At 51.0% G+C, this 23,633-nt stretch carries 20 protein-coding genes and 1 tRNA gene; 15 read left to right on the forward strand and 6 right to left on the reverse strand.

What is annotated here, in order from left to right; translation table 11 throughout:
• Positions 1–13: 13 nt before the first annotated feature.
• Positions 14–832: a hypothetical protein gene (locus H6F67_RS19930; protein WP_190768389.1), complete on the reverse strand. Its 819-nt coding sequence runs from the start codon at positions 830–832 to the stop codon at positions 14–16.
• Between the two features lie 419 nt (positions 833–1,251).
• Between H6F67_RS19930 and H6F67_RS19935 the strand changes: the two genes are divergently transcribed.
• The 3 genes from H6F67_RS19935 (at position 1,252) to H6F67_RS19945 (ending at position 3,965) form a co-directional block, all read left to right on the forward strand.
• Positions 1,252–1,533, forward strand: a complete 282-nt coding sequence (locus tag H6F67_RS19935) for a hypothetical protein (RefSeq protein WP_190768390.1) — start codon at positions 1,252–1,254, stop codon at positions 1,531–1,533.
• Positions 1,534–1,644: 111 nt separating this feature from the next.
• Positions 1,645–3,288, forward strand: a complete 1,644-nt coding sequence (locus H6F67_RS19940) for a RecQ family ATP-dependent DNA helicase (protein WP_190768391.1) — start codon at positions 1,645–1,647, stop codon at positions 3,286–3,288.
• Between the two features lie 8 nt (positions 3,289–3,296).
• Positions 3,297–3,965, forward strand: coding sequence for a hypothetical protein (locus tag H6F67_RS19945; RefSeq protein WP_190768392.1), 669 nt, complete (start codon positions 3,297–3,299; stop codon positions 3,963–3,965).
• Positions 3,966–3,981: 16 nt separating this feature from the next.
• Here H6F67_RS19945 and H6F67_RS19950 read toward each other — a convergent pair whose 3' ends face one another.
• Entirely contained in the window at positions 3,982–4,545 is a 564-nt protein-coding gene (locus H6F67_RS19950; RefSeq protein WP_190768393.1) for a Uma2 family endonuclease, read from the reverse strand.
• Positions 4,546–4,549: 4 nt separating this feature from the next.
• On the reverse strand, positions 4,550–7,225 hold the full coding sequence (gene clpB, locus H6F67_RS19955) for an ATP-dependent chaperone ClpB (RefSeq protein ID WP_190768394.1): 2,676 nt from the start codon (positions 7,223–7,225) through the stop codon (positions 4,550–4,552).
• 431 nt (positions 7,226–7,656) lie between these two features.
• On the opposite strand from clpB, the gene H6F67_RS19960 reads away from it, so the two are divergent.
• From H6F67_RS19960 to H6F67_RS19980, 5 genes are all read left to right on the forward strand, one after another.
• Entirely contained in the window at positions 7,657–9,507 is a 1,851-nt protein-coding gene (locus H6F67_RS19960) for a tetratricopeptide repeat protein (RefSeq protein WP_190768395.1), read from the forward strand.
• A gap of 151 nt (positions 9,508–9,658) precedes the next feature.
• Positions 9,659–10,180, forward strand: a complete 522-nt coding sequence (locus tag H6F67_RS19965; protein WP_190768396.1) for a MarR family winged helix-turn-helix transcriptional regulator — start codon at positions 9,659–9,661, stop codon at positions 10,178–10,180.
• A complete protein-coding gene (locus tag H6F67_RS19970) occupies positions 10,177–11,058 on the forward strand; it encodes a DMT family transporter (protein ID WP_190768397.1) in 882 nt (293 codons plus the stop codon). Before H6F67_RS19965 ends, H6F67_RS19970 begins: the two co-directional genes overlap by 4 nt.
• A 309-nt stretch (positions 11,059–11,367) precedes the next feature.
• Positions 11,368–11,670 (forward strand): phage integrase N-terminal SAM-like domain-containing protein, encoded by a 303-nt coding sequence (locus tag H6F67_RS19975; RefSeq protein WP_190768398.1) that lies wholly within the window; start codon positions 11,368–11,370, stop codon positions 11,668–11,670.
• 254 nt (positions 11,671–11,924) lie between these two features.
• The gene (locus H6F67_RS19980) at positions 11,925–12,203 is read left to right on the forward strand and encodes a hypothetical protein (RefSeq protein WP_190768399.1); all 279 of its coding nucleotides are present in this window, start codon (positions 11,925–11,927) and stop codon (positions 12,201–12,203) included.
• Between the two features lie 45 nt (positions 12,204–12,248).
• Here the strand turns inward: H6F67_RS19980 and asnS are convergent, their stop codons facing one another.
• Together asnS and H6F67_RS19990 are read right to left on the reverse strand one after the other, a co-directional pair.
• Positions 12,249–13,625 carry an asparagine--tRNA ligase gene (gene asnS, locus H6F67_RS19985; protein WP_190768400.1) on the reverse strand — a complete coding sequence of 459 codons (1,377 nt, stop codon included), beginning with the start codon at positions 13,623–13,625 and terminating at the stop codon, positions 12,249–12,251.
• A gap of 187 nt (positions 13,626–13,812) precedes the next feature.
• Positions 13,813–14,160, reverse strand: coding sequence for a hypothetical protein (locus H6F67_RS19990; RefSeq protein WP_190768401.1), 348 nt, complete (start codon positions 14,158–14,160; stop codon positions 13,813–13,815).
• 143 nt (positions 14,161–14,303) lie between these two features.
• Between H6F67_RS19990 and H6F67_RS19995 the strand changes: the two genes are divergently transcribed.
• Both H6F67_RS19995 and ilvC read left to right on the forward strand, forming a co-directional pair.
• Positions 14,304–17,312, forward strand: a complete 3,009-nt coding sequence (locus H6F67_RS19995) for a UPF0182 family protein (protein WP_242020732.1) — start codon at positions 14,304–14,306, stop codon at positions 17,310–17,312.
• 94 nt (positions 17,313–17,406) lie between these two features.
• Positions 17,407–18,399, forward strand: a complete 993-nt coding sequence (gene ilvC / locus H6F67_RS20000) for a ketol-acid reductoisomerase (RefSeq protein ID WP_190768402.1) — start codon at positions 17,407–17,409, stop codon at positions 18,397–18,399.
• Positions 18,400–18,450: 51 nt separating this feature from the next.
• Here ilvC and H6F67_RS20005 read toward each other — a convergent pair whose 3' ends face one another.
• Positions 18,451–18,921: a low molecular weight protein-tyrosine-phosphatase gene (locus H6F67_RS20005; RefSeq protein ID WP_190768403.1), complete on the reverse strand. Its 471-nt coding sequence runs from the start codon at positions 18,919–18,921 to the stop codon at positions 18,451–18,453.
• Positions 18,922–18,985: 64 nt separating this feature from the next.
• On the opposite strand from H6F67_RS20005, the gene H6F67_RS20010 reads away from it, so the two are divergent.
• The 5 genes from H6F67_RS20010 to H6F67_RS20030 all read left to right on the forward strand — a co-directional run bounded on the left by H6F67_RS20010 (position 18,986) and on the right by H6F67_RS20030 (position 23,541).
• A tRNA-Arg gene (locus tag H6F67_RS20010) sits at positions 18,986–19,058 on the forward strand.
• A 109-nt stretch (positions 19,059–19,167) separates the two neighbouring features.
• Positions 19,168–20,184, forward strand: coding sequence for an NACHT domain-containing NTPase (locus H6F67_RS20015; protein ID WP_190768404.1), 1,017 nt, complete (start codon positions 19,168–19,170; stop codon positions 20,182–20,184).
• 165 nt (positions 20,185–20,349) lie between these two features.
• Entirely contained in the window at positions 20,350–23,064 is a 2,715-nt protein-coding gene (locus H6F67_RS20020; protein ID WP_190768405.1) for a HEAT repeat domain-containing protein, read from the forward strand.
• Positions 23,065–23,068: 4 nt separating this feature from the next.
• Positions 23,069–23,305 (forward strand): UPF0175 family protein, encoded by a 237-nt coding sequence (locus H6F67_RS20025; protein WP_190768406.1) that lies wholly within the window; start codon positions 23,069–23,071, stop codon positions 23,303–23,305.
• A 41-nt stretch (positions 23,306–23,346) separates the two neighbouring features.
• On the forward strand, positions 23,347–23,541 hold the full coding sequence (locus H6F67_RS20030; RefSeq protein WP_190768407.1) for a hypothetical protein: 195 nt from the start codon (positions 23,347–23,349) through the stop codon (positions 23,539–23,541).
• Positions 23,542–23,633: the final 92 nt, after the last annotated feature.

Genomic DNA, 23,633 nt, shown 5'->3' on the forward strand with positions numbered 1-23,633 from the left:
TCGTTAACTACTTTTACCTTCTAGTTTGACTTCGCACAATTGCAAATATAAAAAGAACTCCAGCAGGTATCAACAGAACTCTAAAGATGATGAAAAGAATTGCTTTGTATCCTGCAATAAATGATGTGTAAAGACGAGGAGAAGAAAAACAGAGAATCACATCCTGGCTGCCGCAAATTAGCTGCTTCAAAGAATTGTATCCAAAAAAAGAGCATATCAATGAAAACAAAGCAACACCTATCCATCCAAAAATTTCAGACAACACAACACCTCTTCGATCGCGATCGATCTCATTCAGTGATGTACTATTAGGCAAAGTATTTTTGGCTGTTTGTTCTTGCTGGCTCCTATGGTGTCTTTGTACGATGCCTGTGTACCATCGAGAGATATTTTGACCTGCTAGTGCTCCTGCACACCCAGCAACTAGAGACGCAAGAACAGAATTAAATCCGATAAAAACTGCTGTAGTAGGTGTCATCCGCCTGGAAGAAAAGAGCCATAGTCCGAAGACTGCTGTTCCTCCTCCCGCTGTAGAAGCGCTAATCAACTCGACTAATATTCTGTAGAAAAAAACAGATCTCAGTGGATGAAAAAACTGGCAAGTTATTATGCTCAGCAATAGCCCATTAACTAGTCCCAGTACTAAACCTAATCCAGCCCCAAGCCATAGCGTGAAGATAGAATAAGTGAAATAGCCGACACCAAAAAACGCACCCATAATACACCCGGATATTAGCCCTATTGCTGCATTCCTTACAACAATAAGCAATGCTATTTTCGATTTTGAAAAGATAGTCCGGCTATTCAAATTTAACTTATTATTGATAGCCATATCTTTTGCCTGAGTAGATGCGCTTCCACTTTGTCTTTCTGCGTAAAATTCCTGTGTTTCCGCATCGTAAACTATTCCAGGCAAACAGGCAGGAATCTTTATTTTTCAGTTTTGAGTGCGACAAAAATCGATCGCCCCCACCCCAAACTACCCTATTGACATCCCCAAACAAATCCGCTAAGGTTTCTCTCTAATGCCGCTTCCCGGTGGCAGGTGTTTCGGTTCCTAGACCCAAAGTCTAGCCACGCGACTCGAAGCTGTTCCCGCAGACATCGAGCCGCTGACCCGTCAAACTGATCACGCCAGTCGAGCGGGCTACGGAGATCTTACCCTCCTAGCCGCCCCGATTTGTCTTGGTTTGACATTCTGGGGTGGCTAGATTTTTGGGTTTTCCTCGACTACTCAAACAAGGAAAACTCATGAATGACTTCGATTCTTCGTCCACTGGAGGCGAATCAGCTTCGCCTACGCCGGAAATTCGATCGACTCCCAAAATCAAGGGCGATAATCGCACCCCAATCAAGCACATCTTGATCGGCACGCCGCAAGTTGTCGAATTCACGATGCGACGGCTCGATCAGCTTGGCTATGTGGATGCGATCGAGTGGGCGCAACCGCTCAACCTGAATGAACCGCTCAACATCGTGCCTGAACCGGGTGACGTGATTAGCTTGCTGGTGCGCTATTTGCGATTCCAGTAGATCAGCGGGGCGATCGGCCAAAAATTGCAGAGCGATCGCCCCTTACTGAAGATTGATGTTCTTTTCGCAACCAGCCTTCATCTTGGAGAAAGCTCGATCGCTTCTTCCTCCATGCCTCGTCAATCCAAACCCAAAGATCTGCAAAAAATCGCCCAAGAGCGCTTCGGTTATGACGGTCTTCGCCCCGGTCAAATCGCCGCCCTGCAATCGATCCTCGACGGACACGACACGCTTGCCGTCATGCCCACAGGTTCCGGAAAATCCGCAATCTATCAGATGGCCGCGTATCTGATGCCCGGAGCAACCGTGATCGTTTCGCCGCTGGTTGCCCTTCAGCAAGATCAGGTGGACTCGATCGCTCATCACGACGTTGGGGAAGCCGCCTTGGTCAACTCCACGTTAAACACGGCTGAACGCGAAGCCGCCTTTAGCGAACTCGAAGCCGGAGACCTGGAATTTCTTTTCCTCGCGCCTGAACAGTTTAGCAATCCCGAAACGCTCGATCGCCTCCAAGCCGTTTCCCCGTCGCTGTTTGTGATTGACGAAGCGCACTGCATCAGCGAATGGGGACACGACTTTCGACCCGACTATTTGCGGTTGAACTCGGTGATTCACGCGCTCGGACAGCCGCGCATCCTCGCGCTCACTGCTACTGCCGCGCCGCCCGTCCGTACAGAGATCATCGATCGCCTGGAGATGCAAAATCCCAAAACGATCGTGCAGGGCTTCGATCGCCCCAACATTTGCCTCGGTGTGATGCGGTTTGAAGACGACGCTGAGAAGCAAGACAGCCTGCTCCGCTGGGTGTCGCAAGCGGAAAAACCCGGAATCGTTTATGTCGCCACGCGCAAACGCGCCGAATCGATCGCCCAAGCGCTTCAAGAAGCAGGCGTCAACGCAATTTTCTATCACGGCGGCATGAAGGGAGACGATCGCCACCAAGCCCAAACGCAGTTTATGGAAGACCAAGCCGAGGTGATTGTTGCCACAACCGCTTTCGGCATGGGTGTCGATAAAGCGAATGTCCGGTTTGTGACGCACTACGACATCAGCAGTTCGATCGATTCCTACTATCAGGAAATTGGCCGTGCCGGACGCGATGGCGAACCTGCCAAAGCGCTGCTGTTTTATAATCCCGCTGATCTCAACATCCGCCGATTTTTTGCCAGCGGCGGACAGGTGGATGCCGAAGCCGTCGCCACTGTAATCGATCTGGTACAGCAGGACGAGGACGGATCGATCGATCCCAAAGAACTCGCGGAAGAAACCGACCTTTCCAAATCAAAAATTAAAGCTGCGCTGAATCGACTCAGCGATGTGGGCGTGGTGGAAGCTTTGCCGACCGGGGAATTTGCGCCTGCTGAACAGCCACCAGAGAAGGGGGAAGCGATCGCAGCCGCCCTAGAAGCCCAAGAACGACAACAAAAGTTTGAGCGATCGCGACTGGAAATGATGCGTGGATATGCGGAAGTTCGCAACTGTCGCCGCCAATATTTGCTGAACTATTTTGGTGAAGAATATCCGCAACTGTGCGAAAACTGCGACAACTGCAAAGCCGGAATTAGCCACGAAAATACATCCGACTATCAGCCTTTTCCGATTGGCAATCGCGTCACGCATAAAGAATGGGGCGAAGGTTTAGTGATGCGATACGAAGATGACAAAGTGGTGGTTTTATTTGATCAGGTTGGATACAAAACGCTGGAGGTGAAGCGAGCCGTGCTGTTTCGATTGCTGACGCGAGTGGATCAGTAAAATGCCCGATGCGAACTTTAACTGAAGCTGAATATCAAATAGAAGCAGAGCCGCATCTACGCAAAATTTTTATCCACGATGATGCGTTTCAACAGCCGTTTGCATTTGGTATTTCCGATCGATTAATCATCTTTCCCTACAAATACTCGATCGAGCCACCTTTGACTGAAGCGATCGTGGCAGCCGCCGCCAGTTTAGGAGAAAAAAATTGCTATTTTTCGATTCTTTGGAGATGGCAAGATCCGCAGCAAACAAAGGCGATCGAGCCGTCTCACTGGCAAATTTCCCTCACAGAATTTCATGCTGCTTATGTCGGTGATGAGAACTGCTTGCCTTTAATTGCAAGCCGACAAAGCAGTTTTAATCTGTTGGAGGGTGCGATCTATTCCGGTCGGGGAACCTGGGGAATCATGGTCACGCATGAATCTTTTGGTTTGCTGGGTGGCACATCTGAATTTATGCAGGCCGTTCGATCGTTTATGCCGAATATTGATCAGCAAGTTCTTGATTTTCTCAGCTACATCAAAGAATGCAAACAAGGTTATGGCAAAGACGGCTCTTTTGCATGGGTTCGCTCGCTTCTAACCCACGTTTACGGAGCAGAAAACGTCAATTTGCTGCTACTCAATTCAGGTTTAGTTCAGTTCAAAAAGAAAGGAATAAAGTTTTTAAATTAGGCAGGACGCGATCGACTTAGCCTGAACCTAAAACTTCACTAACGGCAATCTCAACATCGGCAAACGCTTGAATCGAAAAGCTTTGCTGACCTGTAAACCGCTCCACTTGCTGATAGCCTTTTGCCGTTGGCTGACGATACACTTCAATACAGTTTGCCTTGAGATCGATCAGCCAAACTTCCGCAATTCCGTCTTCGGCATAAAGTGGAATTTTTACAGTTCGATCGAGCCTTAGCGTAGAATCTGCCACCTCTACTAATAGCAACACATCTTCCGGCAGCGGATGACCTGCTTCGTAGCAATCATCGCGAGGACGTAGCAAAGCAATATCCGGTTGAGGCTCTGAGTAATCGTCAAGCTCGACCGGATTTTGAATGCTGGGCAAGGCTCGATCGCCAAACTTTCGGAAGAATAAGCGATTGATTCGGTTTACTGTTGCGGCGTGTCTACTTCCGATCGGGGACATCTGAACAATTTCTCCGCGCAGCAGTTCGAGGCGATCGTCCTCACGCAGAATTCCCGCCTCCGCCATGCGGTGATATTCCTGGACGGTAAACAATCGCCTGAGTAGCTGCGTCATGGCCTCAAGCTTGATCAACAACCGCAACCGCACTAGCAGCGGCTTGACTCGGTGCTTTCGATCGCTTTTTGCTGAAGGTGAGCTTGTGGTCTTTCACGTCGATGAAGATCGTGTCGCCTTCGACAAAGGCGTTTTCGAGGATTTTGGTGGCGATCGGATTTTCCAGTTGCTTCTGAATCGCTCGCTTCAAGGGACGTGCACCATAGACCGGATCGAACCCCGCATCTGCAATAAAGTTTTGCGCGGCTGTCGTCAGTTCCAGCGAGATTTTCTGATCGGCCAGCAAACGGTGAATCCGCTGCATTTGAATTCCGACGATTTGCCGCAGTTCCTTGAGCGTCAGCGGGTGGAAGAGAATGATGTCATCGACGCGGTTGAGGAATTCTGGGCGGAAGTGCGATCGCAATGCCTGCGTCACTCGCCGCTGCATTTCCTCATATTTCGATTCGTCACCGGAAACATCGAGGATGTGTTCGCTGCCGATGTTGCTGGTCATGACCACGATCGTATTGCGAAAATCCACTGTCCGCCCTTGCGAGTCGGTGATCCGGCCATCATCGAGGACTTGCAGCAGAATGTTGAACACATCCGGGTGTGCCTTTTCGACTTCATCGAGCAGCAGGACGGAATAGGGATGACGGCGGATTGCTTCGGTCAATTGTCCGCCTTCCTCGTAGCCGACATAGCCCGGAGGTGCGCCGACCAGACGCGAAACCGAATGCTTCTCCATGTACTCCGACATATCGATCCGCACCAGGGCGTCGCCTGTGTCGAAGAGCGATTCAGCCAGAGCGCGAGCGAGTTCAGTTTTGCCGACGCCCGTTGGCCCCATGAACATGAACGAGCCGATCGGTCTGCCCAAATCTTTCATTCCGGCTCTTGCCCGCCGAATCGCTGCCGCCACCGCTGCAACCGCTTCATCCTGACCGATGACGCGCTGATGCAAGAAGCTTTCCAGTTGCAAGAGCTTTTGTCGCTCGGTTTCCATCAGGCGCGTGACGGGAATGCCTGTCCACTTGGCGACGATTTCGGCAATGTCCGCCTCGGTGACTTGCTGACGCAGAAGCGCTGTGCCTCCGGTTTGCATTTCGAGCAGGCTGGCTTCTTTGGCTTCGAGGTCGCGATGGACGGCTTCGAGGCGTCCGTATTTTAGCTGGGCAGCGGTATTCAGGTCGTAGTCGCGTTCGGCTTTTTCGATTTGGCGATGCAATTGTTCTTCTTCCGATCGCAGCGCATTGATCTGGTCAAGCATCTGCTTTTCGGTGTCCCACTGCGAATTCAAGCGGGTTTGCTCTTCCTTGAGGTCGTTAATTTCGCGGTTGATCCGCTCCAGCTTTTCCTGCGAGGGTCGATAGCTGCTGGAAATTCCCAGGCGCGAGCCTTCGCCTTCGAGTGAGAGCTTTTCCATCTCAAGCTGAATCACGCGCCGATCGATCGACTCTAGTTCGGTCGGCTTCGAGGTTGTTTCCATCCGCAGTTTGGCGGCGGCTTCGTCTACCAGATCGATCGCTTTGTCGGGGAGAAATCGATCGGAGATGTAGCGATCGCTCAGCACGGCAGCGGCAACCAGGGCAGAATCCGCGATGTTGACGTTGTGGTGAACCTGATAGCGCTCTTTCAATCCGCGCAGAATTGAGATCGTATCTTCGACGCTCGGCTGACCGACATAAACCTGCTGGAAGCGGCGTTCCAAGGCAGCATCTTTTTCGATGTGCTTGCGGTATTCGTCCAGCGTGGTTGCGCCGATGCAGCGCAGTTCGCCTCGTGCCAGCATCGGCTTGAGCAAGTTGCCAGCGTCCATCGTGCCCTGAGCGGAACCCGCGCCGACAACCGTGTGCAGTTCGTCGATGAACAGGACGATTTGACCGTCCGAGCTGGTGACTTCTTTGAGGACGGCGCGGAGACGATCTTCAAATTCGCCGCGATATTTCGCTCCGGCGATCAGCGACCCCATGTCGAGCGTGATCAGGCGGCGGTCTTTCAGCGATTCGGGCACGTCGCCGTTGATGATGCGCTGGGCGAGTCCTTCCGCGATCGCCGTCTTCCCGACTCCCGGTTCGCCAATCAAAACCGGATTATTTTTCGTCCGACGGGACAAAACCTGCACGACACGGCGGATTTCGTCATCGCGACCAATGACGGGATCGAGCTTTCCGGCTTTGGCTTGCTCCGTGAGATCGCGGCCAAACTTTTCCAAAGCATCATATTTGCCTTCGGGATTTTGGTCAGTGACTTTTTGACTGCCGCGAACGGATTTGATTGTGGTTTCGATTTGCTTTTGGTCGATGTTGGCAGCTTTGAACAAACGGCGACCGATGCGATCGTCCTCACACAAAGCGAGCAGCATATGCTCAACCGAAATATATTCGTCTTGAAAATTCGTGCGGGCGGCTTCGGCTTTGTCCAGCATCAAATCAAGCGATCGCCCCAGATAAAGCTGCGCCGTCTCAGACACCTTCGGCTGACGCTGGGCAAAGCTTTCAAGCTGCTGCTTCAGCTTGGCAGGTTCAAACCCGACTTTGTTCAAAATGGTGTTGGCAAGTCCTTCCTGTTCAAGCAGGGCGATCGCCAAATGTTCAACTTCTAGCTGCTGCTGCTTAAAGCGGCGCGTGACATCTTGCGATTTAACGATCGCTTCCCAGGCTTTATCAGTAAACTTGCTCGGATCAGTCGGCTGCATGGATTTTCAACTATCGGCCTCGATCGAGGCGTTTGCGTCAGTATAGCAATCGCTCTGCCTCGGCTGATCACAATCGAGACACAAAGCGTTCATTTCCTATTATTTCAGCTATTTTAAAATCCGGTATTTACCGTCAGGCAGGATCTTTGGCAGCAAGCGGTTTAATCTCCGTAGCATCACTGAGGCCGTGAGGCGATCGCTCAAAAATTCATTCAATCTTGACTGAATCTCTACACTGGTTCACCGGAAGCTGCGGAATACTATAGAAGGTGAATTCACTTTTATGTTCTACTTTTATAGTCGATGTAGCGGTTGCGCTGGTCGCCCCAAGTTCTTAATTGCCAACTGCGGTTTATTCAGTTGCCATATGCCCTGTTGCTCTGCTGCTTGAGTTCACGGAAGTTTAGCAGCCCTTAAGCTGTATCTACCCTATGCTTGGTCAAGTCCTTGGTGGTCGCTATCTCATCATTCGACATCTCGGCGGCGGCGGTTTCGGCCAAACCTACCTGGCGCAAGACCAGCACCTGCCGGGAAATCCTGTTTGCGTCGTCAAGCAGCTTAAACCCAAAATTCGCGATCCGCAGGCGTTGCAAACTGCACGGCGATTGTTCGATCGCGAGGCCGAAGCGCTCTACACCCTCGGCTGTCACGACCAAATTCCTCGCCTCTATGCTCACTTTGAGGAAAATCAAGAGTTCTACCTCGTTCAAGAATTCATCGAAGGCCACATCTTGAGCAAAGAACTCAAGCGCGGTAGACCGTTTGAAGAAGCGGAAGTGATCGGCCTGTTGCAAGACATCCTCGCGACGCTGGAATTTGTCCACCAGCAGCAGGTGATTCACCGCGACATCAAGCCGTCGAACTTAATTCGCCGCCGCAGCGATCAAAAAATTGTGCTGATCGATTTCGGTTCAGTCAAACAAATCAACCAGTCGATCGAACTGTTTGATGAAAGTTTGGCGCTCGAAACCGAAGAAACCTGCGAACTGTCTTCCAGTGACGAAGACGCGCCCACAACAATCACAGTGGCGATCGGCTCTTATGGCTACATGCCCAACGAACAGATCGCCGGAAAGCCAAGGTTTAGCAGCGATGTCTATGCAGTCGGCATGGTTGGCATTCGTGCCCTGACGGGAATGCGCCCCACCGAATTGCGCGAAGATCCTCGCACTGGCGAGATTATTTGGCGCGACGAAGCCAACGTTAGCACGGCACTGGCAGACATTCTCGACACAATGGTGTCCTACGATTTCCGCCAGCGCTATCCATCTGCCGTCGAAGCGATCGCCGCCCTCAATCAGCTTGCGGCGGCTGCGATCGAAGCTGGAGTTCTCCATCCGCCCACCACACCGCTGAGTGAAAGCCATCAGGTTTGGCTAGAGCGAGCCGACGAACTGTTTGCCCAGCAGCGCTATCAGGACGCCGTTTCTTACTACGGCAAAGTTCTCGATGCCTGCCCGAACGACTACACCGTTTGGTTTAAGCAGGGTATGGCGCTGGAAAATTTGCACCGCTACGAAGCCGCGATCGCCGCTTACGATCGCGTCATCGAAATTCAGCCAAACGACTATCTTGTTTGGTTTAAGCGTGCCAGAGCACTCGAAAACCTGCGACAGCATACCGAAGCCGTCACTGCTTACGATCGCGTCATCGAAATTCAGCCAGACAACTACTGGGCATGGCACGATCGCGGGCGCGTCCTCGAACTGCTAGAGCGATACGAAGACGCTGCCGCCTCATACGATCGTGCCGTCAATCTCAAGCCAAAGTTTGAACTGGCGATCGAAAGCCGTAAGCGCGTCTTGAGTCAGCTTAAGCGGGTCGATCGCCTGTATGACTTGCAGCACTACGAAGAAGCGATCGAATCGTGCAACAAAGCGATTCGCACCAATCCCGACGATGCACTGGCCTGGCTGATGCGCGGCATGGCGCTGGAAAATGCAGAGCAATATGAAGAAGCCGCTGCCTCTTACAATCGCGTCGTCAAGCTTCAGCCCACCGACCATCTAGCCTGGTTCAAGCGCGGCGGCGTTTTGGAGAAGCTAGAGCGCTATAAGGAAGCGGCGATCGCCTACAACCAAGTTGTCAAGCTTCAGCGCGAAAACTGCTGGGCATGGCACGATCGCGGGCGCGTCCTTGAAAAACTGCAATGGTACGAAGAAGCCTTGGTTTCCTACGAAAAAGCGCTGCGCGTCCAGCCCGATTTTCCGGAAGCCCAAGCCGGACGACAGCGAATGATGCTCCACCTGCTCCGCAGCCGCAGCGAAACCACGACAAGTTAGCGATTTAGGCGGTTTCGCTCAATTAGAACTCAAAGCGACCCATATAGCGGACAGCTTTGAGCCGCCTCTCAGGTGACATTATGCCAGTCCACTTGATTTGAAATTGTGCACGTGTTAATATGCATAACGCATACATAAAAACTAAGAATGAATGGACACCGATCGATCGCTGAACCTCTTGGGCGCATTCGCGCTCAGCCTCACCGATGCTGTCAACTCGGCGATCGCTGCCGAAACCGGACAGGGCGGCGAAACCTGCGCGGCGATCGTCTCGCTGGGAACCGAACCGGGAATTTCGATTAATCGGCTCAGGCAAATCCTCAACCTGTCGCATCCGGGAACCGTGCGCCTGGTCGATCGCCTCGTCGCACAAAACTTGGTCGAGCGGCGATCGGGCACAGATGGCCGCACGGTCGCTTTATTTCTGACAGCAGCGGGGATCGATCGCCGTCAAGTCATTCTTGACCAGCGGCGATCGCACCTCCAGCTTGCGATGAATTCGCTCACGTTTGATGAACAGCAGCAGCTTACAATTTTGCTTGAAAAAATGTTGACTCAGCTTACCACTAGCGAATCGCGAGGCGATGCAATTTGCCGATTATGTGAGGAAGAAGTTTGTCCAGGCGATCGCTGTCCGGTCGAACAACAATGCCGTCAAATGGTGAACCCATGAATACAATTTTGATTGCCTTGAGCTACGCTTTTTGTTGGGGCGTGGGCACAACGCTAACGAAACTTGCACTTGCAGAAATTTCAGCAACGACGCTATTAGTCATCCAGCTTATTTCCAGCGTTTTGTTTCTGGCGATCGCCTGCTACATCAAAATGCAAAAGCTGCCGTTTTCTCTAGCGGCTCTCAAACAAGGCAGTGCTGGAATTTTTGAACCTGCTTTGGCATACATGGTTGGCATTTTTGGAGTCAAATTGACCACTGCCAGTAATGCGGTTTTGATTGGTTCAAGCGAAGTAATTCTAACAATTTTGATGGCAGCAGTATTTTTGGGTGAGCGATTGACGCGATCGAAACTACTGCTGGCAGTCATCAGCTTTTTAGGTGTCGCTCTGCTGGTGTGGAACGATGAAGAAGGCGCGATCGATTCTTCTTTAATTGGAAATATATTGGTCTTGCTGGGAACCGTATTTGCGGTTTGCTATGTGCTGATGAGCAAAAAGCAAATTGGAGGTGCTGACCCGCTACAGCTCACTGCATCTCAGCAGTTCGTTGGTTTGATTGTGACTGTTTTTTGCTTTGGAGTGCTATCAACAATTAATCCATCTTATGAGGTGAACGCGATCGATATTTCGCTTCCCTTCTGGCTGCTGGCGATCGGTTCTGGCATCATGCAGTATGCGATCGCGTACCTACTTTACCTCACAGCTTTACAAAATGTGCCTGCCAGTCAAGCCGCCTTTTTTATTGCCTTAATTCCCATCTTTGGCGTTGGCAGCGCAGTTTTGCTTTTGGGTGAAACGCCTAGTCTTGCTCAGTGGATTGGCGGCGCATTTGTGATTGTGTCATCCTACTGGGCAAATCGCCTTCAGCCTGCTTGAATCAAATAGTTTCTTCCACCTAACTATCGAGTTGAGCCGCAACGCCGACATGCTGTCTTCGTGCGGCTAACCGTTGGCGTTGTCGGCTCCAACGAGGTTGTTTTACGGAACTGATAGTTGTTATAGTGTTCTCAACAAGTAACATTTAATACCAGTTCAGTGGAACAATTTATTCTACAGATTCAATCTGTCTAATCACCTGCTACGGGGAGTTATGCAGCAAAGTTCAGTATATTTTCCGTTTTTGTGCTAGCAGTATTTTCGTACTATATTGTTAGTTTTGTTACATGATTGTGGGGTGTTGAGGCGATGGATTCTTCTCGTCCTCGAAAGCTGCTGGATCAGGTGCGTGATGTGCTGCGAGTGAAGCATTACTCCTACCGCACTGAGCAAAATTACGTTTACTGGATTCGTCGCTTCATTTTTCACGACAAGCGCCATCCGATCGAAATGGGTGCAGCAGAAGTGACGGGGTTCTTGACGCATTTAGCGGTTGATGAACAGGTCGCGGCAGCAACGCAGAACCAAGCTTTGAGCGCGATCGCATTTCTCTACCGCTTTGTATTGCAGCAGAACTGCGAAGTCCGATCGATGATTGAAAAAACTGCTTGACTTTGCCGAATAATTCCGTTAGTGTTGCTTGCTAATGCTGCTAAATGACAGCAAAGACCGATCGCTTAGACCCAAGGTCTAGCCACGCGACCCGAAGCTGGTAACGACAGACTTCGAGCCGCTGACCCACCAAACTGATACTGGCAGTTGATAGGCTAACTGGGATCATACCCTTCTAGCCGTCTCGATTGCTGCGTCTTGCGTCGGGGCGGCTAGACTTTTGGGTTTTCCTACTCACTCAAACAAGGAAAACCATGAACAACTTTGATGACTCCGCCTCAGAGCGGAACGATTCCCCCACGCCGCAAATTCAGTCAATCCCCAAAATTCCGGGCGATAACCGCACCCCAATCAAGCACATTCTGATCGGCACTCCGCAAATTGTCGAATTCACGACCAGGCGGCTCGAACAGGCCGGATACGCGCAGGCGATCGAGTGGGCAATGCCGCTGGAACTCGATGCGCCGCTCAACATCGTGCCCGATCCGGGTGACGTGATTAGTTTGCTGGTGCGCTATTTGCGATTCGAGTAGACCAGTGGGGGCGATCGATCGTGACGATCGATCGCCCTTTTTCGCTCAAAATTCGGCGCTCAGCGGGGTGCGCGGGAACGGAATCACATCGCGAATGTTGGTCATTCCGGTCATGAACTGCACCAAGCGTTCAAAGCCAAGGCCAAATCCGGCATGGGGAACGGTTCCGTAGCGTCGCAAATCGAGATACCACCACAAATCTTCGATCGCCATGCCCTGCGCCTGAATGCGTTTTTCCAGCACGTCGAGTCGTTCTTCCCGCTGGGAACCGCCGACAATTTCGCCGATATTCGGTGCAAGAATATCCATTGCGCGGACGGTTTTTTCGTCATCATTTAAGCGCATATAAAAGGCTTTGATTTCAACTGGATAGTCGGTAACAATGACGGGTTTTTTGAATTTTTCTTCAGCCAGATAGCGCTCATGTTCCGACTGCAAATCGAGTCCCCAGGAAACCGGAAATTCAAATTGGCGATCGGCTTTTTCCAGCAGCGAAACTGCCTCAGTATAGCTAATCCGTTCAAACTGACTGTTGATGATATTTTCTGCGGTTGCAAGAACGGTTTTATCAATCCGCTCGTTGAAGAATTCCATGTCTTCAGGGCAAGCTTCGAGAACCGATCGAAACACAGATTTCAAGAATTCTTCGGCCAGATCCATGTTGCCTTCTAAATCACAGAAAGCCATTTCCGGTTCGACCATCCAAAACTCGGCCAAATGGCGCGACGTGTTAGAATTTTCCGCTCGAAATGTGGGGCCAAAGGTGTAAACATTGCTGAACGCCATCGCCATAATTTCCGCTTCAAGCTGACCGCTGACTGTTAGGAAAGCAGGCTTGCCAAAAAATTCGCCGTCTTCCGCTTTTTCTGCCAGCGCGGTGCGGTTGAGCGCTTTGACGCCAAACAGTTCGCCCGCCCCTTCGCAATCATTTGTCGTGATGATTGGCGTGTGAACCCACAGAAAACCGCGCTCCTGGAAAAACTGGTGGATGGCGTTGGCGCAGGCGTTGCGGACGCGAAAAACCGCGCTGAGCGTGTTGGTGCGCGATCGCAAATGGCCGATCGTCCGTAGAAACTCGAACGAGTGCCGCTTTTTCTGCAACGGGTAGGTTTCGGGATCGGCTTCACCGTAGACCTTGACTTCACTGGCCTGTAGCTCGATGCGCTGATTTTTGCCCTGTGAGGGCACGAGTTTTCCCGACATTTCAACGGACGCACCTGTGTTGATGCGGCTCATCACCGTTTCGTAGTCCGGCAGCGATTGATTCACAACCGCTTGCAGTCCGGTCAGCGAGGAGCCGTCGTTGACTTCGACAAAGCTGAAGCCTTTCAGGTCGCGTTTGGTGCGTACCCAGCCTTGAATCGTCACGGATTCATCGGGCTGTCCGGTTTTGAGCAGTTCAGCAATGCGGCGCGTCGTCATAAGTTCCAGCGAAATAGCGAAAGGTCAAGGGAATTGCGATCGATCCCTTCATTAAAAATAGCGACTTCGATCGAGTTCGGGGAATTTGTTGGGGGTGTCGGGTGTCGGCGATCGGGTGTCGGGTACAGACGCGAGATCTCGCGTCTGTACGTTAGCCATAAGATCTCGCGTCTGTACGGGATGGGAATTAGCCGTGAACGATCGCCCGCAGCAGCCAGCCAATCACAATTCCTAAGCCCAAAAATCGCACCGCCTGCCAAAACGCTTCTTTCAGTCCGCTCCAGGAAAATAAATGACTTTCGAGGGCGAGTTCGAGGGCATCAAGCTGTTCGCGGACGCGCTTCAGTTCCGCTTGCGTTTGGGGTGATTGGCGTCTGCGCTGCAATTCGATCGATCGCTGCCTCAGTTCTTGCTGCCGCTGCTGGTCGGTTTTCACCTGCTCAAAGCGCGATCGCAACTCGACGACGGACTGTTCGAGTTCTTGCAGCGATCGCTCAAATTCTTGCGGATCAAATGGCGATTCAGAAGCGGGCATAGGGCGCATCAAAAAATAAGGTGAACCGTTTCAAGCCGAACGGTTCATTACTCAACATTCTCCTTTACACTCAAGCTTTTTCAAATCATTTTCAACCGCAAAGAGCGCTAGAGTTTTCACACGCTTTAATTTTGTGCTTGTTTATGCCGATGCAATTGTTCGATCGCGTCAGTCGCGCTTCATTGCGATCGATCGCGCTGCTAATTGGTGCGCTGATTGGGTTTGAACTGGTGGCGGCACTGGTGGCGGAGCGATCGTGGTTTGTCGAAGTCGGCTATCTGCAAGTGTTTCAGGTGCGGCTGGCAATGCAGGCAGGTTTGGCACTGCTGGGCTTTGGGCTGGGAGCCGTTTTGCTGGGCGGCAATTTGGCGATCGCGAAGCGCTCCGGGAACCGTATCGCCCGTCGCTGCATTGCGCCCGCTGACGCGACTTTGCCGGGACGATTGCCGTTTCGACGCTTGCTGCTAGCAACGATCGCGCTGAGCGTGGCGATCGCGGGCTTGGTGATTTTCTACGGCCAAACGGCCTTGCAAGCTTGGCATTCGCGTCCCTCTGTTGCCCTGCCGATCACGCTGAGCGGCGTGGGGATCGCGATCGCGGTTGTGCTGCTGCTGTTTGGGGAACCTGCGCTGTGGGCGATCGCGCTGCTGCTGAGTTTGGCTTGCGCTCTGGTGCTGTCAGACCAGTGGCAAACGGTTTTGCTCGGATTTCACCGCAGCGCGTTTGGGCGAACTGAGCCGCTGTTTGGCCGCGATTTGGGCGACTACATTTTTCAGTTGCCGCTGTGGGAACTGATTACGTTTTGGCTGGTCGGCCTGCTGGCGATCGCGCTGGCTTCGGTTTTGCTGGTGTATTTGCGATCGAACGACAGCATCAGCCAAGGGGAATTTCTTGGTTTTGCCTCGGTTCAGCGACGCCACCTGAGCGCGATCGGTGGCGGACTGATGCTGACAGTTGCGCTCAACGACTGGCTCGATCGCTACCGTCTTTTGTACGATCCGGGCAACGCCAGCTACGGTGCGAGCTATGTGGACGTAACGATTCAGCTTCCGGTTGAAACGGGGTTGAGCTTTTTGGCCTTGGCGATCGCGCTGTTTCTGCTGGGTCGCGCGATTGCTTGGCCGCGCCTGACCGTGAGCGATCGCGTCTGGTCAACCCGCCAGCCGTTGCCTGTCACCACTGCGCCTCGCCAAGCGACCAGCGCGATCGCCACTCGCGAGGCGGCGCGTCCAATCTTGCGATCGCTTCAAACTACCGCGCCACCGAAGCCAAAGCTGCGATTTAATCCTTACATTTCGCTGTTTAGTGCGCTGCTGCTGTATGCGCTGATTGCAATTTTGTTTCGTGGCTTGCTGCCGCTAGCCGTACAGCGTCTCGTTGTGCAGCCAAACGAACTGTTGCGCGAACAGCCGTTTATTGAGCGGACGATCGCCGCCACGCGCAACGCCTTTGAACTGGACGAAATCGATACGCAAAATTTTGACGTGCAGGACAACCTGACGCTGGAAGCGATCGATCGCAACGACCTGACGATCCGCAATATCCGCCTCTGGGATACGCGACCACTTCTGCAAACGAATCGCCAGCTTCAGCGCTTTCGTCCCTACTACGAATTTCCCGGTGCGGATATCGATCGCTACACGCTTTCCACGCCCGCAGGCGGCGAACAGCAGCAGGTACTAATCGCCGCTCGCGAACTCGACTACACCGCCGTCCCCAGCGATGCCCAAACTTGGGTGAACGAGCATTTGGTTTACACGCACGGCTTCGGCTTCACGCTCAGTCCGGTCAACGTGGCAGCGGAAGGCGGACTGCCCGACTATCTGATTCAAGGCATCGAGCATCGATCGAGCAGCGATCGCGTCCGCAACAGCATTCCCGTCGGCATTCCGCGCATCTACTACGGCGAAATCACCAATACGCACATCTACGCGCCGACTCGCGTCCGCGAACTCGATTTTCCCAGCGGCAGCGACAACGTTTACAACACCTACGACGGACAGGGCGGCATCCCGATCGCGCCATTTTGGAAACGCTTGATCTTCGCCAACTATTTGCGCGACTGGCAGCTTTTATTCAACCAGGATTTCACTCCGGCCACCCGCGTTCTGTTTCGCCGCAACATTGTCGATCGCGTCCGGGCGATCGCTCCGTTCTTGCAGCTCGATGGCGATCCCTATCTGGTCGCGGCAAATGCCGAGTTTCGAGAATCGCCGCCCGACGCAACGCCAAACACCCTGTACTGGATTATTGATGCGTACACAACCAGCGATCGCTACCCCTACTCGGCTCCGGGCGAGAATGCTTTCAACTACATTCGCAACTCGGTCAAAGTCGTGGTCGATGCCTATCACGGCACGGTGCGGTTTTTCGTGGCAGATGAGCAAGACCCGATCGTGCAGTCGTGGAGCCGAATTTTTCCCGGCATGATGCAGCCTTTAGCAGAACTGCCGGATTCGCTGCGGGCACATCTGCGCTATCCCCAAGACTTCTATCGCATCCAGTCGGATCAACTGATGCTCTATCACATGATTGACCCGCAGGTGTTCTACAACCGCGAAGATTTGTGGAGAGCGCCGAACGAAATCTACGGCAGCGAACCGCAAGTCGTGCAGCCCTACTATCTGATCATGAAGCTGCCCGATACCGTTCCGGGAGCGCTTCGCGATCGAGAGACCGAAGAATTTTTGCTGTTTCGCCCGTTCACGCCTGCCCAGCGCACCAACTTGATCGCATGGCTAGCGGCGCGATCGGACATTAGCAGGAGCGATCGCGGCGATCGTCCCGGTCGGCTGATTTTGTACCGCTTCTCCAAGCAAGAACTCGTGTTTGGAACCGAACAGCTTGAAGCGCGAATCAATCAAGATCCGGTGATTTCGCAGCAAATTTCGCTGTGGAATCGGCAAGGCTCGCGCGTGGTTCAAGGCAACTTGCTCGTGATTCCGATCGAAAATTCGCTGCTCTACGTTGAACCGCTCTACCTGGAAGCCGAACAGAACGAACTGCCAACTCTGGTGCGCGTGATTGTGGCCTATGGCAATCGCATCGTCATGGCCGAAACGCTTCAGCAGGCGATTCAATCCGTCTTTCGATCGCCCACGACAGAAGCTCCAGCGATCGTGCGTCCCGTCGAGGAAGGCGTCAGCAACTAGCCGAGGCGTCGATCGCGCCGCTTGGGTGGCGGCTCAGATGGTAAAATCAAGAGCTTGCATATTCACTACCTCGACTGCGGGACGGAGAAATTTTATGGCTCGGATGTACTACGACGCGGACGCCAATCTCGATTTACTCAACGGCAAAACGATCGCCATCATCGGCTACGGTTCGCAAGGTCACGCTCACGCCCTCAACCTCAAAGACAGCGGCCTGAACGTGATTGTCGGCTTATATCCCGGTAGCAAATCCGCAGCCAAAGCCGAAGCCGCTGGCCTAACGGTAAAATCCGTCGCGGATGCGTCTGCCGCTGCCGATTTCATTATGATTTTGCTGCCCGACGAAGTACAACGAACCGTTTATCAAGCCGAAATTGAACCGAACCTCAAGCCTGGAAAAGTTTTGGCCTTCGCGCACGGCTTTAACATCCACTTCGCGCAGGTCGTGCCTCCTCCCGATGTCGATGTCGTCATGATCGCACCCAAAGGTCCCGGCCACCTCGTCCGTCGCACTTATGAGCAGGGTCAAGGCGTCCCCTGTCTATTTGCCGTGTATCAAGATGCAACGGGGCAGGCTCGCGATCGCGCAATGGCCTATGCCAAAGGCGTTGGCGGCACTCGCGCCGGAATCCTGGAAACCAGCTTCCGCGAAGAAACCGAAACCGATTTGTTTGGCGAACAGGTCGTCTTGTGCGGCGGCCTCAGCGCGTTGATCAAAGCCGGATTTGAAACGCTGGTCGAAGCAGGCTATCAGCCAGAAGTTGCCTATTTCGAGTGTCTGCACGAAGTCAAGCTGATCGTTGATCTCGTTGTGGAAGGTGGACTTGCCCAAATGCGCGACAGCATTTCCAACACGGCAGAGTATGGCGACTACACGCGCGGACCGCGCATCGTCACCGACCAAACTCGCGCAGAAATGCGTAAAGTCCTGACCGAAATTCAAACCGGACAGTTTGCCCGCGAATTCGTCCTGGAAAATCAATCGGGCAAAGCCGGATTTACGGCCATGCGTCGCCGCGAAGCTGAACATGCGATCGAAGAAGTCGGAAAGGATCTGCGGGCGATGTTTAGCTGGTTGAAGAAGTAGGAATCTGGAGGTCGGGGATCGAATGTCAGCAAACAGCCGATCCTCGATCGCTCAAACCTTCTTGACTTCTTCCAGCAGCCCGCGACAGGCATCCATCAGCAAATCGATCACGTAGGTAAATCCCGATTGGCCACCATAGTAGGGATCGGGCACTTCTCTGTCGGAATGCGATCGGCAAAAGTCGCACATCAGGCGCACTTTGTCGCGATATTTTCCAGTGCGATCGATCGCCAAAATGTCTTCGTAGTTCGCCTTGTCCATCGCCAGAATCAAATCAAAGTTCTCGAAGTCAGCAGCAACGAATTGGCGAGCGCTGCCCGTCATGGTGATACCCTGCTGGGCGGCGGCCATTGTCATGCGTCGATCGGGCGGACTGCCGATGTGATAGTTGGAGGTTCCGGCAGAATCACAGATGATTTGGTCGCTCAAGCCTGCTTCGGCAATCAAATGATTCATGATGTTTTCGGCAGAGGGTGATCGACAGATGTTGCCGAGACAGACAAACAGCAGCTTGTAGGGCATGGGCGGAAAAATGTTATGATTGCGAAAGCTAACTGCGATCGTAACTCAGTCGCGGTTTGGCTAAGGGCATGTAGCTCAGTGGATAGAGCACCAGGTTCCGGTCCTGGGTGTCGGGGGTTCGAGTCCCTCCATGCTCGTAATTGATGTGATAGAAATGAAGCTACTGAGGTAGCACCGCAACATCACCGATGTTATGAAGACTAGGTGAGAGGATGGCAACTTAGCCCTTGGTCGCCGTAGTCTGATATGTCAGCTTCGATCGATTTTCAGCCGTATTTGACTGCACTCGCAACCGCTTATAAAAAGTGGTGGAAGCTTTACACCTTGACTGACGTTGAAGGGAAGCAACGGCACTTAAAGGATGCGCCACCGATTTTTGACTTTGGGTTGATGGCGCAGACAGTGAAGGAGGAGCGAGAACAGCAGCAGGAAGCGAAAGTTGAGCGTTTCCCCGTGCTGGAGGGAATTCGTAACCATACCAATCAGCATGACAAGTATACCGATCGCCATGTGTTGTTAGTTGGGCGACCGGGATCGGGAAAATCTACGACACTGGCACGATTGCTTTTTGAAGAGGCAACGACAAATCAGGCAAGAATTCCGATACTGATAGAACTGCGCTACTGGCAAGGGTTGATCGAACAATTGATTCTCAATTCGTTTGCTCGATATGGCCTACGATTGACGGCAAATCAATTGGAAACGGTGCTTTCGCGATCGCTCATTCTCTTCGATGGTGTAAATGAGTTGCCGTCAGAGGAAGCAAAATTTCAGCTTTCTAGCTTTCGTCGCAACCATCTGAAATTGCCAATGATCTTCACCACACGAGATTTAAGTTTGGGTGGAGATCTGGGAATTGAGCAGAAATTAGAAATGCTGCCGCTCAATGAAACGCAAATGCAGGCGTTTATTCGAGTCTATGTGCCGGAGCAAGCGGAAGTAATGCTGCGGCAATTACGTGACCGACTGCGCGAGTTTGGAAAAACGCCATTGCTGCTGTTCATGCTATGCGAAGTATTTCAGCAATCTCCTGAGAATCAATTGCCTTCTAACCTAGCAGGAGTTTTTCAGGCTTTTACGAATATGTATGAAGTTAGCAGTATTCGTAAGCACGAAGTCGCGCTGCTGAAAGGCGATGTAAGACCGCTGAGCGATCGAAGGCTGTGGAAGAAAGCTTTGACAACTTTAGCCGCAGCTATGATGCAGGGAAAAACACCTGTTGAATTTCGATTGGTGGTAGAACGAGAAGAAGCGGAACGATAACTAGGCAAAGTTTTTCCAACCGAGCAGTTTCCAGTTCGAGACATTCTAGACGATTTACTAAAGTATCATCTGCTGCAAAATCATAGTGCAAACAAAATTGAGTTTTGCCATCAACTCATCCAAGAATATTATGCGGCTGAACATCTGCGTCAACTATTGCCAAATTTGACGGACGAGCAACTGCAACGAAATTACCTCAACTATTTGAAGTGGACAGAATCGATCGCTTTAATGTTGGCACTAGAAGATCGAAAAGTACAAGTGCTGCGCGTAGTAGAATTGGCTGTGGAAGTCGATCGAAGGTTAGGGGCAAGGCTATCAGGCGAAGTGCAGCCGGAGTTTCAGGCAGAAACAGTTGATTGGATCAAACAATTGCTAATTTCTGAATTGCTCAAGGTGGAGCTTCTGGGTATTACGAGATCTACTGAAGCTGTGCCCGATTTGCTAAGGGCAATTCAAAATTCAGATTCATCTATCCGATGGAGCACAGCGACGGCGTTAGGTCAAATCGGTGGGCAAGAATCAGTGCAAGCACTTTTGACAGCCTCGAAAGACTCAGCGTATTTCGTCCGTCTAGCAGCAGTTTCAGCATTAGGAACTATAGGCAGTAGTGCAGCAAGCAAGGCACTGTTAAAAGTTTTAGAGGGCGCAGCAGATAATGATGTTCATCTTAGAGCAGCTTATGAGCTTGGAAGTCTAGGCAACAACATAGGAATCCAAACGCTAAGTGAAGCTCTGAACCGTCAAGAAAAGTCTGTTGTTCAAAGAGCAATTTTGAATCTAAAGCTATTAAATAGTAAAGTTTCAAACTTAGTTCTACTAAAAGCTTTGCATCACCCTAAGTATTACGTATGCAGGCTAGCAGTTCAAGCATTGGGCGAAACTGGTAATGGGGCATGGATTTCAGATTTATTGCAAGTTCTAGAACATGAAGATTCTCGTTCATCTGAAATCATTAGCTTGGATGAGAGCGTGATTTTTGCTCTAGGAAAAATAGGCAATAACAAAGCAATTGCGGCCTTGCTAAGGCTTGCAAAACATTCAAGCTTTATAATCCGAAGCAAGGTGTTAGAAGTGTTCGGAAATCTGCATTGTAAGTTAGCAGTACCAACGCTGAGAGAAGCCCTTAAAGATGAAGATGCCGTTATCCGGAGAATTGCAGCTACTTCATTAGGAAAAATAGATGATAGTTTGGCTGTGCCAGACCTGATAAAAGCCCTAGATGATCCTGAGGTCTGCGTGAGTGCAGCTAGGGTAATAGGGGAACTTCGCAGCAAAGAAGCTGTCCCAAAGCTTCTAAAGCTGTTAAAAGATGAAAATCACCACACTCGTCAGGCTGCATCTGATGCGCTAGGAGAAATTGGCGGAGGGAAAGCCATTAAAGAACTATTGAAACTCTTAAAGCATCCGACTTTCCAAACTCAGCAAATAGCAGCTAAAACACTTGGTCTAATTGGTGATAAAACAGCTATTCAAGGACTCAGCGAGGCATTAGAAAAACAAGAAAAGCTTATTGTAGCTAAAACACTTGAGCTAACAGCTAAAGAACAGATTCGAGAAACTACAGAAGATCTAGAGGAGTTGGAAGGAGTTGCAGCGGATTTAGCAGTTGCACTTATGCGCTTAAACTGCTGTATAGGAACTTTACTGCTGACCCAGAAGCTTGAAAATCTAACTTCTCATGGAGCATTGTGGGGCTATTTCAGCTTTGACTTGCCGATGGATTTGGCAATTGAAGCAGCAGTTCCCTTGTTGCTGAAAGCGCTGGAACATCAAAGTATCGAGATTCGATGTAGAGCAGCTTCCGTACTAAATTCTAGTTTACATAAAACAAAGAAATTCAGCGTAGTTTTACTTCCAATCATACGGAAAGCCTTGCAGAGCTTAGATGAACTTGTTTCTACTAATGCAATGTCAATACTTTGTAGAATTGAGCATAAAGAAGCAATTGAAGAAATATTAAAGAACTTAGAGCACTCGAATTTACTTGTCCAAATACAAGCAGCTTCCGTATTAGTAAAGTTGGACAATAGGTCTGCGGTTCCAATACTGTTAGAAGGCCTTAAGAGTGAAGATGTTTTTGTACGAAGTAATTCAGCTTTAGCCTTGGCAAATTCTACTAGCGAAGAAGTGGTTTCTGCTCTTTCTTTTTTGCTAGCTGATCAAGACTTTAAAGCTCAAAATGAGGTAATTAGAGCCTTAGAGAAAATTGGGAATCCAAAAGCTCTAGCAACGTTGTGTGAATTAGAAACGAAGTCCTATGATTATGAAGTTGTAATGGCGATCGCCGCCATCCAAAACCGATGCAAGTTCTACAACTACGAAATTTGGCAGGAAGCTACTCAAGATGCAGCATTAAAAATGCAAGATGGAGGACGGTCGCTACAACTCCCATCTGTTGATCTCCTTGTTAAAATCGACCAGACTACGCAACAAATCGATCGACGGACACAGCAAATGGCAGCCGAACCCAAATATGATTTCAGCGATGCAAACTTTCATGCTCCAGTTAACTTTGGTGACAACCCTACGGGCGATTTTATTGGCACTCAAAACAACTACGCTACCGATCCAGAAGTACAAAGCGCGATCGCCGATCTGCGAACTCTTCTAACGCAGCTTCAAACTCAACATCCCCAGGTCAACACCGAAATCGAAGCCCTCGCTATTCTCGACGCCGAATTCACCGAAATCAAACAATCTAACCGCTGGAATTTGGCAACCCTCCGCAAACAACTGCTCAATCCTGAACGCCATCTTCAAGCCACCAAAGCTGCTTTAGGAGAAGTTGCGAAACACTATCTAGAAGAAAGCGTTTGGGCAAAAGCCGGACTCACCTATCTTGATAAGCTCAGCGAAGACCCGAATTACGGAGCATAGTTTTATGCAAATCACGATCGATCTACCCGACGATATTCAATTAAGTGAAGCCGATCTGCGTACTGAATTGGCGATCGCCCTTTTCCAACAGCACCGTATTACGCTTGGAACAGCCAGCCAGCTTGCCAGACTTCATCAAATCGAATTCCAAAGACTAATTGCCAATCGCGGCATTTGCATCCACTATGACGTGGAAGATTTAGAGCAAGACCTCGCTAGCCTGCGTCAAGATGGATGGTGATGCGAATTGTCAGCAATACTTCGCCCTTGAGCAATCTAGCAGTGATTGGCGAAATCAAACTGCTACAACAGATCTATTCAAAAATTCTAATCCCGCCCGCTGTTCACGATGAACTCATGCGCCTTCCTGAAATTCAGGCCACGATCGCTTCTGGAATTGGTGCAGGTTGGCTTGAGATTCAAATTCCCAACAATCTTCAACTCATTCAAAATCTTAGAGGACGTTTGAAAAGGTGAGAGGTGTAAGCTTTATACCAAGCGCCTTAGCATCAGGCGAATCATGGCAATGTAGATCAACATCTCGGATGTTTGCGGTAATAACTCATAGT

It is taken from the genome of Microcoleus sp. FACHB-1515, from assembly GCF_014696105.1.
GTDB lineage: Bacteria > Cyanobacteriota > Cyanobacteriia > Elainellales > Elainellaceae > JAAUTJ01.

What these genes read in the sequence shown, in the direction of transcription:
- H6F67_RS19975 (WP_190768398.1), top strand. Translation starts at nt 11,368, where the DNA reads ATGGATTCTTCTCGTCCTCGAAAGCTGCTGGATCAGGTGCGTGATGTG.
- H6F67_RS19965 (WP_190768396.1), top strand. Translation starts at nt 9,659, where the DNA reads ATGGACACCGATCGATCGCTGAACCTCTTGGGCGCATTCGCGCTCAGC.
- H6F67_RS19970 (WP_190768397.1), top strand. Translation starts at nt 10,177, where the DNA reads ATGAATACAATTTTGATTGCCTTGAGCTACGCTTTTTGTTGGGGCGTG.
- H6F67_RS19945 (WP_190768392.1), top strand. Translation starts at nt 3,297, where the DNA reads ATGCGAACTTTAACTGAAGCTGAATATCAAATAGAAGCAGAGCCGCAT.
- H6F67_RS20025 (WP_190768406.1), top strand. Translation starts at nt 23,069, where the DNA reads ATGCAAATCACGATCGATCTACCCGACGATATTCAATTAAGTGAAGCC.
- H6F67_RS19940 (WP_190768391.1), top strand. Translation starts at nt 1,645, where the DNA reads ATGCCTCGTCAATCCAAACCCAAAGATCTGCAAAAAATCGCCCAAGAG.
- H6F67_RS19930 (WP_190768389.1), bottom strand. Translation starts at nt 832, where the DNA reads ATGGCTATCAATAATAAGTTAAATTTGAATAGCCGGACTATCTTTTCA.
- H6F67_RS19935 (WP_190768390.1), top strand. Translation starts at nt 1,252, where the DNA reads ATGAATGACTTCGATTCTTCGTCCACTGGAGGCGAATCAGCTTCGCCT.
- H6F67_RS19995 (WP_242020732.1), top strand. Translation starts at nt 14,304, where the DNA reads ATGCCGATGCAATTGTTCGATCGCGTCAGTCGCGCTTCATTGCGATCG.
- clpB (WP_190768394.1), bottom strand. Translation starts at nt 7,225, where the DNA reads ATGCAGCCGACTGATCCGAGCAAGTTTACTGATAAAGCCTGGGAAGCG.
- H6F67_RS19950 (WP_190768393.1), bottom strand. Translation starts at nt 4,545, where the DNA reads ATGACGCAGCTACTCAGGCGATTGTTTACCGTCCAGGAATATCACCGC.
- H6F67_RS19990 (WP_190768401.1), bottom strand. Translation starts at nt 14,160, where the DNA reads ATGCCCGCTTCTGAATCGCCATTTGATCCGCAAGAATTTGAGCGATCG.
- ilvC (WP_190768402.1), top strand. Translation starts at nt 17,407, where the DNA reads ATGGCTCGGATGTACTACGACGCGGACGCCAATCTCGATTTACTCAAC.
- H6F67_RS19960 (WP_190768395.1), top strand. Translation starts at nt 7,657, where the DNA reads ATGCTTGGTCAAGTCCTTGGTGGTCGCTATCTCATCATTCGACATCTC.
- H6F67_RS19980 (WP_190768399.1), top strand. Translation starts at nt 11,925, where the DNA reads ATGAACAACTTTGATGACTCCGCCTCAGAGCGGAACGATTCCCCCACG.
- H6F67_RS20005 (WP_190768403.1), bottom strand. Translation starts at nt 18,921, where the DNA reads ATGCCCTACAAGCTGCTGTTTGTCTGTCTCGGCAACATCTGTCGATCA.
- H6F67_RS20015 (WP_190768404.1), top strand. Translation starts at nt 19,168, where the DNA reads ATGTCAGCTTCGATCGATTTTCAGCCGTATTTGACTGCACTCGCAACC.
- asnS (WP_190768400.1), bottom strand. Translation starts at nt 13,625, where the DNA reads ATGACGACGCGCCGCATTGCTGAACTGCTCAAAACCGGACAGCCCGAT.